Below are 17,103 nucleotides of genomic sequence, written 5' to 3' on the forward strand. Positions count from 1 at the left end.
TTTTTTGTTTATATCAATTTGCCTTGAGTGCTTATTAATATACTGGCTTATTAAGTCATTACTATGATGAATAACAAGTTATACCGAGCTTGCTACACAATTATGTAATCGATTACGGATTAAATGGAGTGAATTAAATTGATAGATATAGACCAATTGAAAATAAAATATTAGTAAATAAAGCACACTGAACCACCGTCCCCATCATTGGCCGAATCGCTTCACCGTTTGGTGCTCGCATAACAGAGAGTACGTGATTAAAAACAAACGGACCAATAGCTAAGAATAACCAACCGGTTAATGAGTGAATTTGAGTGGCACTGAAGATAGCAAGGCTAATAAAACTGACTGCCATAATGATGGCATGATATTTACGCCCCCAAGTCGCACCCATGCGGACAACGAGTGTCATTTTTCCACACGCTTCGTCGTTTTCAATGTCTCGTAAATTATTAATATTTAAAACAGCAACGGCTAATAACCCACAGGCAATAGCGGGTAAAAATAACGCCGAAGATAAATGTCCAGTGTGTAGATAATACGTTCCGGCAACACCAAGTAAGCCAAAGAAGATAAAGACTGAAATATCACCTAAACCACGGTAGCCATAAGGTTTATCTCCCATGGTATAAGCAATAGCTGCACCAATCGCTAATAAACCAAGAATGATAAAACCAATAATATCCATGGTTTGATGAAGTGAAATGAAGACCAGTGTTAAACCACTAATAATGGTCAAAACGATATTAATACCAATGGCTTTTTTCATGGTCTCTTGAGTGACCAATCCTGACTGCATAGCACGTTGTGGCCCAAGACGTTCATCGTTGTCTGTGCCTTTTACCGCATCCCCATAATCATTTGCGAGATTAGATAAAATTTGTAATAGAGTTGCAGTAACAAATGCCATGAGAGTAATAGTAGCTGAGGCATGATTGTTCCAATACGCCAATGCAGAGCCTGTCATAATCGATGCAAGCGCAAGAGGAAGTGTTTTGGGACGAGCAGCACTGAGCCAAATAGCAAAAGGAGAAGTTTTCATAGCATCGCAAAAATAGTGAATAGACTCTCTATTATTCACTATTTTTGGAAGAACCCCAAATTTGAAAGCAAAAGAAGGGCGAAATTAGCCTATTTTTCCGGTATCAATCAATTGTTGAAGTAATGGACGAATGATTAATTCCATCGCAAAACTCATCTTCCCTCCGGGAACAACAAGGGTATTGTGACGAGACATAAATGATCCATCAATCATGGCTAGCAGATAAGGAAAATCAACATTACGTATGCCTCGGAAGCGGATCACCACAAAGCTTTCGTCTAAGCTTGGAATACCTTTAGCATTGAGTGGATTTGAAGTATCTACGGTGGGCACGCGTTGAAAGTTAATGTGAGTACGTGAAAACTGCGGTGTAATGTAATTTAGATAATCATCCATTGAACGAACAATCGAATCCATTACGGCCTCGCGTGAATGACCACGATCACGCGTGTCTCGTACGAACTTTTGTATCCATTCAAGATTTACGATTGGCACCATGCCTATCAATAAATCAACATGCTGAGAAACATCAATCTCGCCATCCATTACACCGCCGTGCAGTCCTTCATAAAAAAGAACATCGGTATTATCAGGAAGTTCTTGCCACGGAGTAAAGGTGCCTGGCATTTGGTTGAATGGAACCGCCTCATCAAAAGTGTGTAGATAGCGACGATATTGCCCTGTGCCATCAATACCGTATTGATGGAAGAATTGCTCGAGAGCGGGAAAATCGTTCGCTTGAGGACCAAAGTAACTGATGTGTTTCCCTTGCTCTTTCGCTTTACGGATTTCGACATCCATCTCAGGACGCGTAAATCGATGAAAGCTATCACCTTCAAGCCATGATGCTTTGATGTCCATCATATTGAACATCTTACGGAAGGCTTCAGAGGTGGTGGTGGTACCTGCACCAGAGGATCCGGTAACGGCAATAATTGGATGTTTAGCGGACATGACAAACCCTGTCTGTTATTCTTGGCATCAAGCCTTGATAGCAAAGATGTTATAACAGGGCTGTTGTAAATGATACGTTATCGTTTGAAATTTGTGAGTGATTGAAAGTGATTATTCAAATTCATGATTGGTTAGATTAGGGTTAAAGCGTGCTTTAGTTTGAATATCAACGGTTTCATGTAGTTCAGAGAAAACCACCATCGCTTCACCATTTTTTAATAACAAGGCAATCTGCTCTATTTTATCCTGATGGCTGCATTCCATTTCACCGTAATCGGTGCCTTCACGAAGAACAAATTCTGAAATCAAGTTTTCTAGGGTTTCTGGTGCGATATCTTGCCAAGGAATGATCATACTGCTTACTGCACTCGTAATTCGGCAATTGTTCAAATAAGACAATCGCTTTAATTTAGATAATAGTTTGAAACCACTGATTTACAGTTGTCTCTAACCAAAAATTTGGTTTGATGAATGACCCATTAATAAAGCCAACATGACCGCCATTTTCTGTTAGCTGATAGTGTACACAGTTAGGCAAAGGATGAGTAGGTATCACCGCCGCTGTCATGAAAGGATCGTCTTTAGAATGAAGGATCCGTGTTGGTATGTCGATGCTGTCTAAAAACTGTAAACCGCTGCATTGTTTATAATAATCGTGTGCGTTTTCATAACCGTGCATAGGGGCGGTGAGTAAATTATCAAATTGTAGTAAATCAGGAATAGCTGCAATCATTGCCTTATCTAAACCGACAATCGCTTTTCTGTTGTTATTGATTTTTTGGATACTACTGGCTTTCAATGACCGTAATAAATACGTCTGATAAACACGAGAAAACCCTTGTTGAATACGTTCAGAACAAGCCCCTAAATCTAAGGGGGCAGAAATAACGGTTGTCGCCTTTAATAATGTATTTGTACGGTATTTAGCGAGATAATTGACTAACATATTGCCACCGAGGGAGATCCCTGTAGCGACTTTAATTCGATTTGGAAAGCGGTTATCGAGCATTTCAATAAAGAAACGAGCGTCTTCGGTTTCACCTGAATGATACGCTCTGGCTAGGCGGTTTGGTACATCGCTACAACCACGGAAATGCATCATGACCCCAAGCCAACCTTGTTCTTTGGCTGCGGCGAGTAGTCCATTTGCATATGGACTTTCAAAACTGCCTTCTAATCCATGAAATAAAATAAAGATCGGTTTGTCCCCGGCCTTATTTGGGCTTTCACTCCATGTTAAATCGACAAAATCCCCATCAGCTAATTCAAGCCGCTGCCAATACCCATTAAATAAAGGGTTTCTACGCAGTAAGCGCGGCAATAACGTTTGAATATGTGCGTTTGATAATCCTGAGGCAGGAATAAATGAGTCCATCATGAATTAGGATCCCTTTTTTATTTGTAGAGAAAAGAGTAATGATTCGGCATTGAGCGAGCAGCAGTAAGAGTATAATAAGCCATCGATATTATTAGCGACTGATAATAATTCAATACGTGATAGTGTATCAATAAGATCAGCTTGCTGTTGTTTTTCTAATTGGAGCTCAAAATTAAGAGCGTGTTGATAAAGAGATCGATCATTCGTTAGTTTGATTTTTTTTCTTAGTGCTCGGTAAGAAAATAGTAAGGTATCAGTCGGTGATAGGGCGAGCTTAAGAGCGTGAAGGTGTAGTTGAGAGAATTGAATCTCGAGAGAATCAAGCCAAATTAACAGCAGGGCAAGATTAACGTTACCATTATGCTTATCTTGTAAGATGAGAGCAGCTTGTTGTACTTCCGATTTTTTGTAGTGTTCTAGCGAGAAGGACCAAAAGGCTTCGCAAGTCAGCAAAGCCTTTTGTTGTTGATTAAGAGGAGCGTTACAGTTGAGCGGCATTCTCTTTTTCTTCAATCTGTTCTTGCAGATCCATCCATTCCATCTCAACGTCTTCTAGTTCTGATTTAGAAGAGGCTTGAATGGCCAAGACTTCAGTTAAACGTTTTTTGTTTTCTGCCTCATATAAAGAAACGTCACCAAGTTGTTCTTCTGATTGGCTTAGTGCTTCATTGAGCTTATCCATTTTCTTTTCAAGCTTCGTTACTTCTTTACGCAGTGGTGCTATTTGTTTTCTGAATTCTGCTTCTTTACGTTTCTGCTCTTTTTTATCAGCGGCACTTAAACTGGTAGAGGTGCTTGGGCTGTCTTGTTTATCTTGTTGCAGTTGTTCTTTTCGTTCGTTCTTGTTTTGTTCTGTTAGCCATTTGTAGTAATCCGTTAAGTCACCATCAAAAGGAACCACTTGGCGATCATGAACTAGGTACAGATCATCTGTGGTAGCACGAAGTAAGTATCTATCGTGACTGACAATAACCATTGCGCCTTCAAAAGTTTGCAGTGCCATGGTTAAGGCTTGGCGCATATCCAAATCAAGGTGGTTGGTTGGTTCATCGAGTAGCAACATGTTTGGTTTTTGCCACACAACAAGTGCTAATACTAAACGGGCTTTTTCACCACCCGAGAATGGGCCTACTTTGTCTAAGGCTTTTTCACCTTGGAAACCAAAGCTGCCTAAGTAATCTCGCAGTTGTTGTTCTGTGTGATTAGGGGCAATTTGCATTAGATGCTGTAGTGGCGTTTCTTCTATGTGCAGCGTTTCTAATTGATGTTGTGCAAAATAACCAATTTTCACACCTTGAGAGTAGTTGAACACGCCACTTTGTGGTGCTAATTCGCCGGATAGTAATTTGATTAAGGTTGATTTACCCGCACCATTTCGACCTAATAGACCAATACGACTTCCAGGAACCAAATTTAAACGGATTTGCTCAAGGATCGTATTATTTTCGTAACCGGCACTTACTTCATCCATCATTAGAATTGGATTTGGTAATGCGTCTGGTTCTCTAAAATTAAAGCTGAATGGGTTATCTAATTGTGCAGGTAGCACTTTCTCCATCTTCTCTAACGCTTTAATACGGCTTTGTGCTTGACGTGCTTTTGATGCTTTGTAACGGAAGCGGTCAATGTATGACTGCATGTGCGACATGTTCTTTTGCTGCTTTTGGTATTTCGCTTGTTGCAGCACTAATTTCTCAGAACGTTGCACTTCAAATGATGAGTAGTTACCGGTGTATTCGTTTAATTTCTGATTTTCTACATGAATGATGCGATTAATTACTGGATCCAAAAAATCACGGTCATGAGAGATAAGCATTAAAGTGCCAGGGTAGTTTTGTAACCAACGTTCTAGCCACATTACCGCATCTAAATCTAAGTGGTTGGTAGGTTCATCGAGTAATAATAGGTCTGAGCGACAAAGTAATGCTTGTGCTAAGTTTAAACGCATACGCCAACCACCAGAGAATTGGGTTAAGTTCCAATCCATCTGTTGTTGTGAAAAGCCTAAACCATTTAATAATTCAGCCGCGCGGGAGTTAATGGTGTAGCCGCCTACGATGTCGATCTTACTGTGTAATTCAGCCACTAACGTGCCGTTATCTGCTTTTTCGGCTTCGATAAGTTGAGCTTCTAAGTTGCGGTATTCACGGTCACCATCAATAACATAATCGAGAGCTTTACGCTCTAACGCTGGGGTCTCTTGTGCGACCCACGCCATTTCCCAGTTGTGGGGAACGCGGTTTGAACCGGCATCAACACTTAACTCACCTTTAATTAAGGCAAAAAGAGTGGATTTACCACAGCCATTTTTTCCTACCAAGCCGACTTTATCACCAGGATGTATAGTGGCAGAGGCTTGTTCCAGTAATGGCTTTCCGCCACGAAGTAATTGAATGTCTGAAAACGTAATCATGCTGTGGTGTTCTTCTCTTGTTGGCAAAATGTAGAATACGGGGAGCATAGTAGGCGGAAGAGCGAAGATTGTCGATATAGAAATAGTCTGTATGATGAGAGGATAGTAGGGTGTGTTGATATTTTGTGATGATTTTTAATTATGAAAGGCCGATCCTCCCTAATCTAAGAGAATAAGAAGAGAAGTCTAGAAAGGAATTTATGACTCAGTTGCCTAAAATATTAGTAATCCTCACTCATCCTGACCCTGAGAGTTCTATTGCCAATAAGGCGATATTATCTGCCTATCAAGGGTTATCTCATGTCACTGTGCATGATCTTTATGCTCAATATCCTGAATTTTTTATTGATGTTATTTATGAGCATGAACTGCTTGCTCAGCATGACATTATTGTTTTTCAGCATCCTCTTTATCTTTATTCGTGCCCTTCGTTATTAAAAGAATGGATGGATTGTGTACTAGGAAAGGGCTTTGCCTATGGTGAAGGCAATGCTCTAAAAGGTAAAAAATGGCGTAGTGTTATTACTGCGGGAGGTATTGAAGAAGCCTTTTCAGTAAACGGATATAACCAACATTCGATGGATGAAATATTAGTCCCATTTAAGATCACGGCGGCCTTATGTCAGATGGAATGGCTTACGCCATCGGTGCAATATTGGGCTAGAAAAATCACGTTAGAAAAGCGTCAGCAGTTTATTGATGACTATAAAGAATGGTTATTAAATCCTAGAGGAGAGATCTAATGGCGGGTGATTGGCTACATACCAGTTCGATATTTTTAGCGGCTGCTGTTGTGACGGTTCCTTTAGCTCAGCGATTTGGATTAGGTGCAGTACTTGGGTATTTATTAGCAGGAATCGCGATCGGGCCATGGGGATTGAAATTGATTTCTGATGTTGATGCTATTTTACACTTTTCAGAATTTGGAGTGGTGCTACTGTTATTTCTCATCGGTTTAGAATTAAACCCGAATAAATTATGGAAGATGAGAAAACCAATAATAGGATTAGGCGGCAGCCAAGTTGTATTTACATCATGTGTTATTACTGCGGCTATGATGTTTTATGGCTTAACGTGGCAAGTGAGCGTTGTTATTGGTATGGGATTAGCGTTGTCATCTACTGCGATAGCATTACGAGTGATTGAAGAACGTAAATTGTCGGGTTCAGAAAGCGGGCAGTCTGGTTTCGCAGTATTGCTGTTTCAAGATATCGCGGTTATTCCTATGCTTGCGATATTGCCAGTACTGGCTGGTGGGGCAAGTGGTCATTGGCTTGATGGGTTATGGATATTGGTTGGTGTGGTAGGCATTTTCACGTTAGGCCATTTTTTACTTCGTCCATTATTTAGCTATGTAGTGAAGAGTGGGGCGCGAGAGCTATTTACTGTGGCTGCCCTTCTTTTGGTTATTGGTGTTTCTGCTGCGATGAAACAGTTGGGATTATCAATGGCACTAGGTGCTTTTCTGGCTGGAGTCTTGCTGGCGGAGAGTGAATTTCGCCATGAATTAGAGGTGGCAATAGAACCCTTTAAAGGATTATTACTGGGTCTGTTTTTTATTGCGGTAGGAATGTCGGTCAACCTAGGTTTGTTATTGCAATATCCATTAGAGATATTAGCCGCCGTTACTTTATTAGTGAGTTCAAAAGGGTTTCTACTTTATGGTCTGGCTCGCTTATTTGGAACAAGAGCAAAAGCTCGCAGCCAGATGGCAATGATATTAAGCCAAGGTGGTGAGTTTGCGTTTGTATTATTTACAGCCGCACAAATGGAAGGATTGTTGAGTCGAGAATTAACGGCATTCTTATTGGTTGTGGTCAGTTTATCAATGATGACAACTCCTTTACTCTTGATTGCTCAAGATTGGTGGTTTGGTAGAACGCTGAACAGCGAAGAAGAAATGCCACAATCAGATTTTACTCATGCCACTCAACCACAGGTGATCATCGCAGGTTTTGGTCGATTTGGTCAGATTGTTGGGCGTTTATTGTTTGCGAATAAGATTAAGCTAACTATTTTAGAGAGTGATCCAAGCCAAATTCGTTTATTAAGAAAATTTGGTTATAAAGTGTATTACGGCGATGCAACTCAAGTTGAATTATTGCGAGCTGCTGGTGCAGAGAAGGCAGAGGCAATAGTGGTTTGCAAGACGGACCCTCAAAAAGTCATGGATGTGGTGGCATTGTGTAAGCAGCATTTTCCTCATTTGAAAATATTAGCTCGTGCTCGTAGCCGAGTAGAAGCGTATGAGTTGTTAAGTGAGGGCGTTGATCATTTTTCACGAGAAACTTTTTATGGGGCCCTTGATTTAGGCCGACAAACCCTTACATCTTTAGGTATGCACCCGTACCAAGCCAAGCGTGCAGAATCTCATTTTAAAAAGTTAGATGTTGCTATGCTCAAAGAATTGTTACCATTGCACTCAGATGACAAAGCATTAGCTTCAAAAGCGAAAGCGGCTCGCATTGAGTTAGAAGAGATCTTTGGCTTAGAGATGGAAAACGAACGATCAACCCAACACCATTGGGATTAGTATCATTAGCACAAGGATAATAACCGTGAAAAAACGATTTATTGCAGGTGCGGTTTGCCCATCGTGTAGCACAACCGATACGCTACGCTGGTGGGAAGAAAGTAATATTGAACATGTCGAATGCGTGGAATGTGGTCATACAGACCGTAAAACACCAAAATCGATAGAAAAAACCAAACATGCGCAAGATGATGTTATTGGTGTTTTTAAGCCTGAATAGTATTATGTTGCAATACTGAATACCATCCACTAATGCTAAGTGCATCCGGAGTTAAAATGAAAATTGAAAAGAATGTTGTTGTAAGTCTTGCTTACCAAGTGAAAACAGAAGAAGGCGTAGTTGTTGACCAATCAACAGTAGAAGCTCCTCTTGATTACCTACACGGTAACGATAATCTAATCGTAGGTCTTGAAAAAGCACTTGAAGGCAAAATTGCTGGCGATAAATTCAGCATCACAGTTACTCCTGAAGATGCATACGGCGAGCACATGGATGAGATGGTTCAACGTGTTCCTGCAAACGTATTCCAAGGTGTTGAGCAAATTGAAGTTGGTATGCGTTTTCTTGCTGATACAGACCAAGGTCCAATCCCTGTAGAAGTAACAGAAGTTGATGGCGACGAAGTTGTTGTTGATGGTAACCACATGCTTGCTGGCCAAACTCTAGGTTTTGACGTTGAAGTTGTTGCTGTTCGTGCTGCAACTGAAGAAGAGCTAGCACACGGTCATGTACATCAAGAAGGCGGCTGTGGTCACGACCACGGACACGACCATGATCATGAAGGCGGTTGTTGTGGTGGCGAAGGCCATTCTCACGATCACGAGCATGAAGAAGAGCATGTATGTTGTGGTAAAGGCAACTGTTCTAAGTAATCTTTTAAGATCAGGAACGAAGACGCTTCGCTCGAGAGTTTAGGGGCGAGGACGAGCTTGAGTTCTATGATAAATTTGAAACCGCAGGTGTGAAAGCATCTGCGGTTTTTTTAACTAGAAACTATACGCTGCGCTAGCTAGAGTCTATAAAAGCAAAAGTATTAGGAATTGGCAGTTCTATTTACTTCATCAGTGATACACGCTCTTACTAGTCTCTAGTTAGCGAAGTGTATAGCCTCTAGTAATGCGGTGGTGGTGTCTCTTCTGACGGATCAGCCATGCTCGACGTATCCATGGTTTTCACTTTACCCACCATGAACTTTATTTGAACTTGCATATTAGTGATCAGTAATTGTTGCTGAGATAACGCATCGTTTAACTCTTCAATTGTTTGTTCTTGGAACGCCATTTGGCACTCTAAATCACTAATTTTATCTTCTAATCTTTTAATTTCTGTTGTCATTATTCTATCAACCAAGCTTGAGCTATTCCGGCTGAGGTGGCTGAAATGACTCGTTGTTTTTTATCAATGGCAACATCATACACTACCGCTGTTGGTGGGCGTGCATCTTTTAATGGCTCGGCGCGCCATTGTTCTTTTTTCTTACCTGAGAGCGTATCCCACAACATAATAGTACCTGATGGAGAACCAGTCATAAGATAAGAACCGTCATCACTAAAGCGAGCACTAGAGAAAACTTGCTGACGAGCGAAAGTGCTTAACTCTGTAATTTTATCACCCGTTTTTAAATCCCAGATAAAAGCTTCATTACCACCGTCGGCAGTTAATGCGTATTTGCCATCTCGTTGCAGTGCAATGCGACTTACGCGCTTCTCATGTTCAAAGGTGTGTAATATTTGTCCTGTCTGTGTGTCCCAAAAATAAGCAAAGTGATCATTACCACCAGAGAGTGCAAACTTTCCATTAGCTGATAGGGCAACTGAATTTACTTTTTCTCGATGAGCGAGAAATTCAAGCCTGCGTCCTGTTGCTAAATTAATATAAATAGCCTTACCATTAGATAAGCCAAGCAAGACTTGTTGACCATTACTTGATATATCGACACCACGAATAATGCCATCAGAAATAGACCATAATCCTTCAGAGATACCCATACCTAAATCCCACACGGCGAAATTGGTTTTGGTAGCAGTAATGGCAAAGCGTGAATTATCAGAAATGGTTATATGCGAAACCGTTGAGTCATGCTGATCTTGAGCACCAAAATAGGTTAATTCTTTATTGTCGACTAAATCCCAAAAATGCAATCCGCTTTTTATTTTGCTATTAGTATTTACAGCATTGGATCCCTCTTTAACAAAAAAAAGACCAAAACGAGCATCACGACTTAAAGCAAAACTGGTTGTTCCTTGTGTGGCAATTTCCCATCGTTGAACGTCAGAGTTATTCAAGAAACAACCTACTAATGTCAACGTAATGACAAAAATTACAATGTATTGAGAGATAAGGCGCATCAAATTGAACTACTCGTTTGTAATGTGTCTATAAGTACTAGTATATTGTGATGAACAGTATTTCACATCTTTATCTAAAAAATTGAATAAGAAATTGAGGCAAGACCTCAAATAACCGGAGTTTTGAAATGAAATCTATCTTTAAAGTGTCGTTACTTGCTGCAACTGTTGCATTTGTTGTTGGTTGTCAAAAAGAAGAAGCACCAAAAACAGAAGCTACAACGTTGCCAGCTAAGATTGAAGCATCTGCAGAAAATGCTACGGCAGTAACATTTGCATCTGAAGATGAAAAAGCAGGTTATGCAATCGGCGCATCATTGGCTAAATACCTAAACTCAAATCTAGAGAAACAGACAGAGCTTGGCTTAGACCTGAAAAAAACCGATGTGCTGGCTGGTGTTACAGATGTATTTAACGGTAAAGAGCGTCTAACTGACGAAGAAATTCAAGGTGCTTTACAAGCTCTGGATCAACGTGTTGCTGAAATTGCAAAACAAAAAGCAGCGGCTGAATCAGAAGCAAATATCAAAGCGGGTGCTGATTATCGTGCAGAGTTTGAAAAACAAGACGGTGTAATGAAGACTGAATCAGGTCTTTTATACAAAGTAATTACTCCTGCTGATGGCCCTAAGCCTAAAGACACAGATACAGTAGTTGTTCATTACTCAGGTACACTAATTGATGGTACTAAGTTTGATAGCTCTTATGATCGCAACCAACCTGCAACGTTCCCATTAAATGCAGTCATTCCTGGTTGGACTGAAGGTGTTCAACTTATGAACGTAGGTTCTAAGTACAAGTTCGTTATTCCTGCAGAATTAGGTTACGGTGCTCAAGGTAACCAAGCGATCCCTGCAAACTCAACATTAGTATTCGATGTTGAATTGCTTGAAATCAAAGATGCAGCAAAACCTGCAAAATAATCTTAACGAAGATTAAATAATCTAAACTTTGTTTTAGATCACTGAATTAGCCCCGGCACTTGCTGGGGTTTTTTATTTTCATGCAAATATTCTGATAAACTTGATGGAATTATTTTAAGCAACTGGCTTTTGCTGCTCGTTGGATAAATGGATATTGAGTTGGTGTATATGAATATTGAAAATGCCGCAGAAGAAAGCTTATCTGAGGTAGTGCCATTTACTGAATTTGATCATCACATCTTACGTTCTTATGAAGCGGTAGTTGATGGGATTGCGAGTTTAATTGGTAGCTATTGTGAAATTGTTCTGCATTCATTAGAAGACATTAATAAATCGGCAATCCGAATTGCTAATGGTGAAAATACCGGGCGTAAAGTGGGGTCGCCTATTACGGATTTAGCTCTGCAAATGTTGAAAGATATTCAGCGATCAGAGCGTAACTTTTCACGTTCATATTTCACTCGAGCTAAGGGTGGGGTATTAATGAAGTCGATTACTGTCGCAATTCGTAATGGAAATGAAAGAATTATTGGTTTGTTATGTATTAACATCAATCTAGATGCGCCTTTTTCTCAAGTATTACATTCATTTATGCCAAGTGAAGAAGCAAATGAAGCGGCATCAAGCGTTAACTTTGCTAGCGATGTTGATGAATTAGTTGATCAAACAGTAAAGCGTACTATTGATGAAGTGAATGCAGATAAAGAAGTAGGCAATAATGCTAAGAATAAACAGATAGTAATGGATTTATACGACAAAGGTATCTTTGATATTAAAGACGCAATTAATCGTGTAGCTGATCAGTTAAATATTTCAAAACATACAGTGTATCTTTATATTCGCCAGAGAAAAATTGAGGATGGTGAAAAGTGAGTTTATGTTATGGGCTTGTCGTTAATGGGCCAGCTTACGGAACTCAAGCATCGAGACAGGCATTTCAATTTGCCCAAGCACTGATAGAGCAAGGTCATACGCTCAAAAAAGTATTTTTCTATCAAGATGGAGTACTTAACGCCTCGTCATTAATCTTACCTGCGAATGATGAATTTGATATAACAAAAGCATGGCAAGAATTTGCAAAAGCACATGATGTTGAATTAGAAACGTGCGTGGCTGCAGCATTACGTCGTGGCGTTATAGGGAAAGAGGAAGCGGAACAAAATAAGCGGAACCAACATAATCTGGCTTCCGAATTTCAGCAAGCAGGTTTAGGTGGTTTAGCTACTGCATTATTAACATTTGACCGAGTAATCCAGTTTTAATAAATTGATTTTTAATTAAAAGGTAAGTTATGAATCGAATTGGATTTGTATTTCAAAGTTCACCTCATTCTACGACAAAAGGTAGAGAAGGATTAGATGCGATTCTTGCAGCTTCTGCGTACAGTGAAGACATTCATATATTCTTTATTGGCGATGGGGTATTACAGTTATTGGAAAATCAACAGCCTGAGAAAGTATTATCACGTGATTATATTGCAGGATTTAAAATGTTAGCACTGTATGATCTTGAAGAAATCTTTGTGTGCAATACAGCTTTATTAAATCGTGGTATCAAGAAAAGTCATTTATTAATTGATGTTGATGTTATCTCTAATCAACAAATTAATGAGCAGTTATCGCAATGTGATCAGGTGATGGTGTTTTAAATTATGCTGCATGTCTTAACTAAAACAGATAGCCTTCAAGCACTCCGTAATCAAGAATTACCAGTCAATGTTGAGAAAGATGTCCTTTTACTCACGCAAGATTGCGTTTATGCAGCTATATCGGATCATAAGGATCATTTATTGATCCTTCCATTTAAACAATGCTATATCCTACAAGAAGATGTAGAAGCTAGGGGGGTTAAATTATTAATTGATAATAAAATTCAACTGGTTAGCTATGACTTATTTGTAACTCTAACCCAAGTTAACTCACCTATAGTTACTTGGTAATCGTGTGTTATGTTCGAGAAACTTAAATTATTTTTAAATTGTTTATTAATAGTGCTGTATATTTCTTGACACATATCACGTTCAGCCTTAGAATTTCGCGTCCCTATTTCCATAGGGATATAGATTTTTCAAAAGTTTTCGAACCTCTAATCAGGAGCTATTTTAATGGCAACTATTAATCAGTTGGTACGCAAGCCACGTGCAAAGCAAGTTGTTAAAAGCAACGTGCCTGCGCTAGAAGCGTGTCCACAAAAACGTGGTGTATGTACTCGCGTATATACTACTACTCCAAAAAAACCGAACTCAGCGTTACGTAAAGTATGTCGTGTTCGTTTAACTAACGGCTTTGAAGTTACTTCATACATCGGCGGCGAAGGTCACAACCTTCAGGAGCACTCAGTTGTTCTTATCCGTGGTGGTCGTGTTAAAGATTTACCAGGTGTGCGTTACCACACTGTTCGTGGTGCACTTGACTGTGCAGGCGTAAACGATCGTAAGAAAGGTCGTTCTAAGTACGGTGTGAAACGTCCTAAGTCTTAATGGAATCCGTTAAGTAAGGCCAAACACTATATATTTGTAATTTGAAGAAACTGAAAAGTTTTGGATAACCTGAAGACAACAACGGAGATATTCCATGCCACGTCGTCGCGTAATAGGCCAACGTAAGATCCTTCCAGATCCTAAGTTCAAATCTGAGCTGTTGGCAAAATTTGTAAACATCGTAATGGTTGACGGTAAGAAATCAACTGCTGAAAAAATCGTTTACGGTGCACTAGAATTAATGGCTGAGAAATCTGGTAAAGATCACTTAGCTGTATTCGAAGAAGCTCTTGAAAACATTCGTCCATCGGTAGAAGTTAAATCTCGCCGTGTGGGTGGTTCTACTTACCAAGTTCCTGTAGAAGTACGTCCGGTTCGCCGTAACGCACTTGCTATGCGTTGGTTAGTTGAAGCTGCGCGTAAGCGTGGTGAAAAATCTATGGCTCAACGTCTTGCTAACGAAATGTTAGACGCGTCTGAGAACAAAGGTACTGCGGTTAAGAAACGTGAAGACGTTCACCGTATGGCTGATGCTAACAAAGCATTCGCTCATTACCGCTGGTAATACCGAAGGTGCAGCAGTCCTTGCTGCACCTTACTTCTTTCTTTCCCATTTAGTAAAACACTTAGCCATTATCGCTATTTCAATGCATTTGCGTTGGGAAATAGCAATAATCCCTAAGATAAGAGGATACAACCGTGGCTCGAAATACACCTATTGAGCGCTACCGTAATATCGGTATCTGTGCTCACGTAGATGCAGGTAAAACTACTACTACTGAGCGTATTCTATTCTATACTGGCCTTTCTCATAAAATCGGTGAAGTTCACGATGGTGCTGCTACCATGGACTGGATGGAACAAGAGCAAGAGCGCGGTATTACCATTACCTCTGCGGCAACTACGACTTTTTGGCGTGGTATGGATGCACAATTTGATGATCATCGTATTAATATCATTGATACCCCTGGACACGTTGACTTTACTATCGAAGTAGAACGTTCTTTGCGTGTACTTGATGGTGCGGTTGTTGTTTTCTGTGGTTCATCTGGTGTAGAACCTCAATCTGAAACTGTATGGCGTCAAGCGAATAAGTACGGCGTTCCTCGTATTGTCTTCGTAAATAAGATGGACCGTGCAGGTGCTGATTTCTTACGTGTTGTAGAACAAATTAAAAATCGTCTTGGTGCAAATCCTGTTCCTATCCAACTAAATATTGGTGCAGAAGAAGATTTTAGAGGTGTTATCGACCTTATTAAGATGAAGACAATCAATTGGAATGAAGCCGATCAAGGCATGACCTTCACGTATGAAGATATTCCAGCTGATATGCAAGAGCTTGCAGACGAATGGCGCCTAAACTTAGTTGAAGCGGCAGCGGAAGCGTCAGAAGAACTGATGGATAAATATCTTGAAGGTGAAGAACTGACAGAAGCTGAAATTAAAAACGCATTACGCACACGAACTATCAATAATGAGATTGTTCTTGCGACATGTGGCTCTGCATTTAAGAATAAAGGGGTTCAAGCGGTACTTGATGCTGTTGTTGAGTTCCTACCTGCGCCTATCGATGTTCCTGCAATTAAGGGCGTTGATGAAAACGACAATGAAGTTGAACGTCATGCAGACGACAACGAACCATTTGCAGCGTTAGCGTTTAAAATTGCAACAGACCCATTCGTAGGTACGTTGACTTTCATGCGTGTTTATTCAGGTGTTGTTAATACTGGTGACGGTGTTTATAACTCAGTAAAACAAAAGCGTGAACGTTTTGGTCGTATTGTTCAGCTTCATGCTAATAAGCGTGAAGAAGTGAAAGAAATACGTGCCGGTGATATCGCAGCGGCGATTGGCCTTAAAGATGTAACTACAGGTGATACACTGTGTGATCAAAACGCGAAAGTAATTCTTGAGCGTATGGAATTTCCTGAACCGGTTATTCAGATAGCAGTTGAACCAAGAACATTAGCAGATCAAGAAAAAATGGGCGTCGCGCTAGGTAAACTAGCTGCTGAAGATCCATCTTTTAAAGTTGAAACCGATAAAGAATCAGGACAAACACTGATTTCTGGTATGGGTGAACTACACTTAGATATTATCGTTGATCGAATGAAGCGTGAATTCAGTGTTGAATGTAACGTTGGTAAGCCTCAAGTGGCATATCGTGAAACTATTCGTGGTAGCGCGGAAGTGGAAGGTAAATTCATTCGTCAATCTGGTGGTCGTGGTCAATACGGTCATGTATGGCTAAGAATTGAACCCGCTGAACATGATGCAGGTTTCGTTTTTGTCGACGAAATTGTAGGTGGTGCAGTTCCTCGTGAATTCATCAGCTCAGTAGCAAAAGGTATCGAAGAGCAAATGAATAACGGCGTGCTGGCAGGTTATCCTGTACTCGACGTTAAAGCGACGCTGTTTGATGGCTCATACCACGATGTGGACTCCAATGAAATGGCGTTCAGAATCGCGGGTTCAATGGCTTTCAAGAAAGGTGCACTAGAAGCGCAACCTGTTATTCTTGAACCAATGATGAAAGTTGAAGTAACCACTCCAGAAGACTGGATGGGTGATGTTGTTGGTGATTTAAACCGTCGCCGCGGCATGATTGAAGGTATGGACGATGGCATCGCTGGTTTGAAAATAATCCGTGCTCAAGTTCCACTTTCCGAAATGTTTGGTTATGCAACATCTCTACGTTCTGCGACTCAAGGTCGAGCATCTTACTCTATGGAATTTTCCGAATACGGTGAAGTTTCGAAGAATGTTGCTGATAGAATCATCGCTGAACGCGGATAAAACACTCAATATCCTTGCGTCAAGAGCAATTGACGCATAAAATAGCAAATTCTGGCGCGCCTTATCACTGTTCGATAAGGCGAATCATAACTAGGAAGGAACACGATCGTGTCTAAAGAAAAATTTGAACGTACGAAACCGCACGTAAACGTTGGTACTATCGGCCACGTTGACCACGGTAAAACAACTCTAACTGCTGCTATCTGTACTACACTTGCTAAAATTTACGGTGGCGT

The 17,103-nt window shown here is 40.4% G+C and carries 21 protein-coding genes; 13 read left to right on the forward strand and 8 right to left on the reverse strand.

Translation table 11 applies throughout. The annotated features are described in order from the left end of the window. Positions 1-133: 133 nt before the first annotated feature. The 6 genes from A6E03_RS01725 to A6E03_RS01750 form a co-directional block, all read right to left on the reverse strand. Positions 134-1,042 (reverse strand): 1,4-dihydroxy-2-naphthoate polyprenyltransferase, encoded by a 909-nt coding sequence (locus tag A6E03_RS01725; RefSeq protein ID WP_065600070.1) that lies wholly within the window; start codon positions 1,040-1,042, stop codon positions 134-136. Positions 1,043-1,126: 84 nt separating this feature from the next. Then, on the reverse strand, positions 1,127-1,996 hold the full coding sequence (locus A6E03_RS01730; protein WP_065594367.1) for a phosphoribulokinase: 870 nt from the start codon (positions 1,994-1,996) through the stop codon (positions 1,127-1,129). Positions 1,997-2,107: 111 nt separating this feature from the next. After that, a complete protein-coding gene (locus A6E03_RS01735; RefSeq protein ID WP_065594366.1) occupies positions 2,108-2,350 on the reverse strand; it encodes a YheU family protein in 243 nt (80 codons plus the stop codon). A 55-nt stretch (positions 2,351-2,405) separates the two neighbouring features. Beyond that, positions 2,406-3,374: a hydrolase gene (locus tag A6E03_RS01740; RefSeq protein ID WP_083201827.1), complete on the reverse strand. Its 969-nt coding sequence runs from the start codon at positions 3,372-3,374 to the stop codon at positions 2,406-2,408. Positions 3,375-3,377: 3 nt separating this feature from the next. Beyond that, complete coding sequence (locus tag A6E03_RS01745) at positions 3,378-3,872, reverse strand: TIGR02444 family protein (RefSeq protein WP_065600071.1); 495 nt, start codon at positions 3,870-3,872, stop codon at positions 3,378-3,380. Then, a complete protein-coding gene (locus A6E03_RS01750; protein WP_065600072.1) occupies positions 3,856-5,787 on the reverse strand; it encodes an ABC transporter ATP-binding protein in 1,932 nt (643 codons plus the stop codon). Before A6E03_RS01750 ends, A6E03_RS01745 begins: the two co-directional genes overlap by 17 nt. A gap of 200 nt (positions 5,788-5,987) precedes the next feature. Here A6E03_RS01750 and kefG point away from each other — a divergent pair, with 200 nt between their 5' ends. Genes kefG through slyD form a run of 4 tightly spaced genes read left to right on the forward strand, consistent with a single transcriptional unit; the run spans position 5,988 to position 9,193 of the window. Then, a complete protein-coding gene (gene kefG, locus A6E03_RS01755; protein ID WP_065594363.1) occupies positions 5,988-6,530 on the forward strand; it encodes a glutathione-regulated potassium-efflux system ancillary protein KefG in 543 nt (180 codons plus the stop codon). Continuing rightward, on the forward strand, positions 6,530-8,320 hold the full coding sequence (kefB, locus tag A6E03_RS01760) for a glutathione-regulated potassium-efflux system protein KefB (protein WP_065600073.1): 1,791 nt from the start codon (positions 6,530-6,532) through the stop codon (positions 8,318-8,320). Before kefG ends, kefB begins: the two co-directional genes overlap by 1 nt. 19 nt (positions 8,321-8,339) lie before the next feature. Then, positions 8,340-8,540 (forward strand): YheV family putative zinc ribbon protein, encoded by a 201-nt coding sequence (locus tag A6E03_RS01765; protein WP_174213438.1) that lies wholly within the window; start codon positions 8,340-8,342, stop codon positions 8,538-8,540. A gap of 56 nt (positions 8,541-8,596) precedes the next feature. Next, positions 8,597-9,193, forward strand: coding sequence for a peptidylprolyl isomerase (gene slyD / locus A6E03_RS01770; protein WP_065594361.1), 597 nt, complete (start codon positions 8,597-8,599; stop codon positions 9,191-9,193). A 238-nt stretch (positions 9,194-9,431) separates the two neighbouring features. Here the strand turns inward: slyD and A6E03_RS01775 are convergent, their stop codons facing one another. Then, entirely contained in the window at positions 9,432-9,656 is a 225-nt protein-coding gene (locus tag A6E03_RS01775; RefSeq protein WP_065594360.1) for a SlyX family protein, read from the reverse strand. Next, positions 9,656-10,669: a WD40 repeat domain-containing protein gene (locus A6E03_RS01780; RefSeq protein ID WP_065594359.1), complete on the reverse strand. Its 1,014-nt coding sequence runs from the start codon at positions 10,667-10,669 to the stop codon at positions 9,656-9,658. The genes A6E03_RS01775 and A6E03_RS01780 overlap by 1 nt, the downstream gene beginning before the upstream one ends. Before the next feature lie 128 nt (positions 10,670-10,797). Here A6E03_RS01780 and fkpA point away from each other — a divergent pair, with 128 nt between their 5' ends. The 9 genes from fkpA to A6E03_RS19765 all read left to right on the forward strand — a co-directional run. Continuing rightward, positions 10,798-11,592, forward strand: coding sequence for an FKBP-type peptidyl-prolyl cis-trans isomerase (gene fkpA, locus A6E03_RS01785; RefSeq protein WP_065600074.1), 795 nt, complete (start codon positions 10,798-10,800; stop codon positions 11,590-11,592). Between the two features lie 168 nt (positions 11,593-11,760). Continuing rightward, positions 11,761-12,465, forward strand: a complete 705-nt coding sequence (locus A6E03_RS01790) for a transcriptional regulator (protein WP_083190264.1) — start codon at positions 11,761-11,763, stop codon at positions 12,463-12,465. Continuing rightward, complete coding sequence (tusD, locus tag A6E03_RS01795) at positions 12,462-12,854, forward strand: sulfurtransferase complex subunit TusD (RefSeq protein WP_065594356.1); 393 nt, start codon at positions 12,462-12,464, stop codon at positions 12,852-12,854. Before A6E03_RS01790 ends, tusD begins: the two co-directional genes overlap by 4 nt. Positions 12,855-12,883: 29 nt before the next feature. After that, positions 12,884-13,240 (forward strand): sulfurtransferase complex subunit TusC, encoded by a 357-nt coding sequence (gene tusC, locus A6E03_RS01800; RefSeq protein WP_065600075.1) that lies wholly within the window; start codon positions 12,884-12,886, stop codon positions 13,238-13,240. 3 nt (positions 13,241-13,243) lie between these two features. Continuing rightward, positions 13,244-13,531, forward strand: coding sequence for a sulfurtransferase complex subunit TusB (gene tusB / locus A6E03_RS01805; RefSeq protein ID WP_141676856.1), 288 nt, complete (start codon positions 13,244-13,246; stop codon positions 13,529-13,531). A gap of 165 nt (positions 13,532-13,696) precedes the next feature. Then, the gene (gene rpsL, locus A6E03_RS01810; protein ID WP_005417208.1) at positions 13,697-14,071 is read left to right on the forward strand and encodes a 30S ribosomal protein S12; all 375 of its coding nucleotides are present in this window, start codon (positions 13,697-13,699) and stop codon (positions 14,069-14,071) included. Between the two features lie 94 nt (positions 14,072-14,165). Beyond that, the gene (rpsG, locus tag A6E03_RS01815) at positions 14,166-14,636 is read left to right on the forward strand and encodes a 30S ribosomal protein S7 (protein ID WP_065594353.1); all 471 of its coding nucleotides are present in this window, start codon (positions 14,166-14,168) and stop codon (positions 14,634-14,636) included. A 134-nt stretch (positions 14,637-14,770) separates the two neighbouring features. Beyond that, complete coding sequence (gene fusA / locus A6E03_RS01820) at positions 14,771-16,867, forward strand: elongation factor G (RefSeq protein WP_065594352.1); 2,097 nt, start codon at positions 14,771-14,773, stop codon at positions 16,865-16,867. 108 nt (positions 16,868-16,975) lie between these two features. Further along, the coding region (locus A6E03_RS19765) for a GTP-binding protein (protein WP_238933831.1) at positions 16,976-17,103 on the forward strand (128 nt) is incomplete at its 3' end.

This window comes from Aliivibrio sp. 1S128 (assembly GCF_001691065.1).
Taxonomy (GTDB): Bacteria; Pseudomonadota; Gammaproteobacteria; order Enterobacterales; family Vibrionaceae; genus Aliivibrio.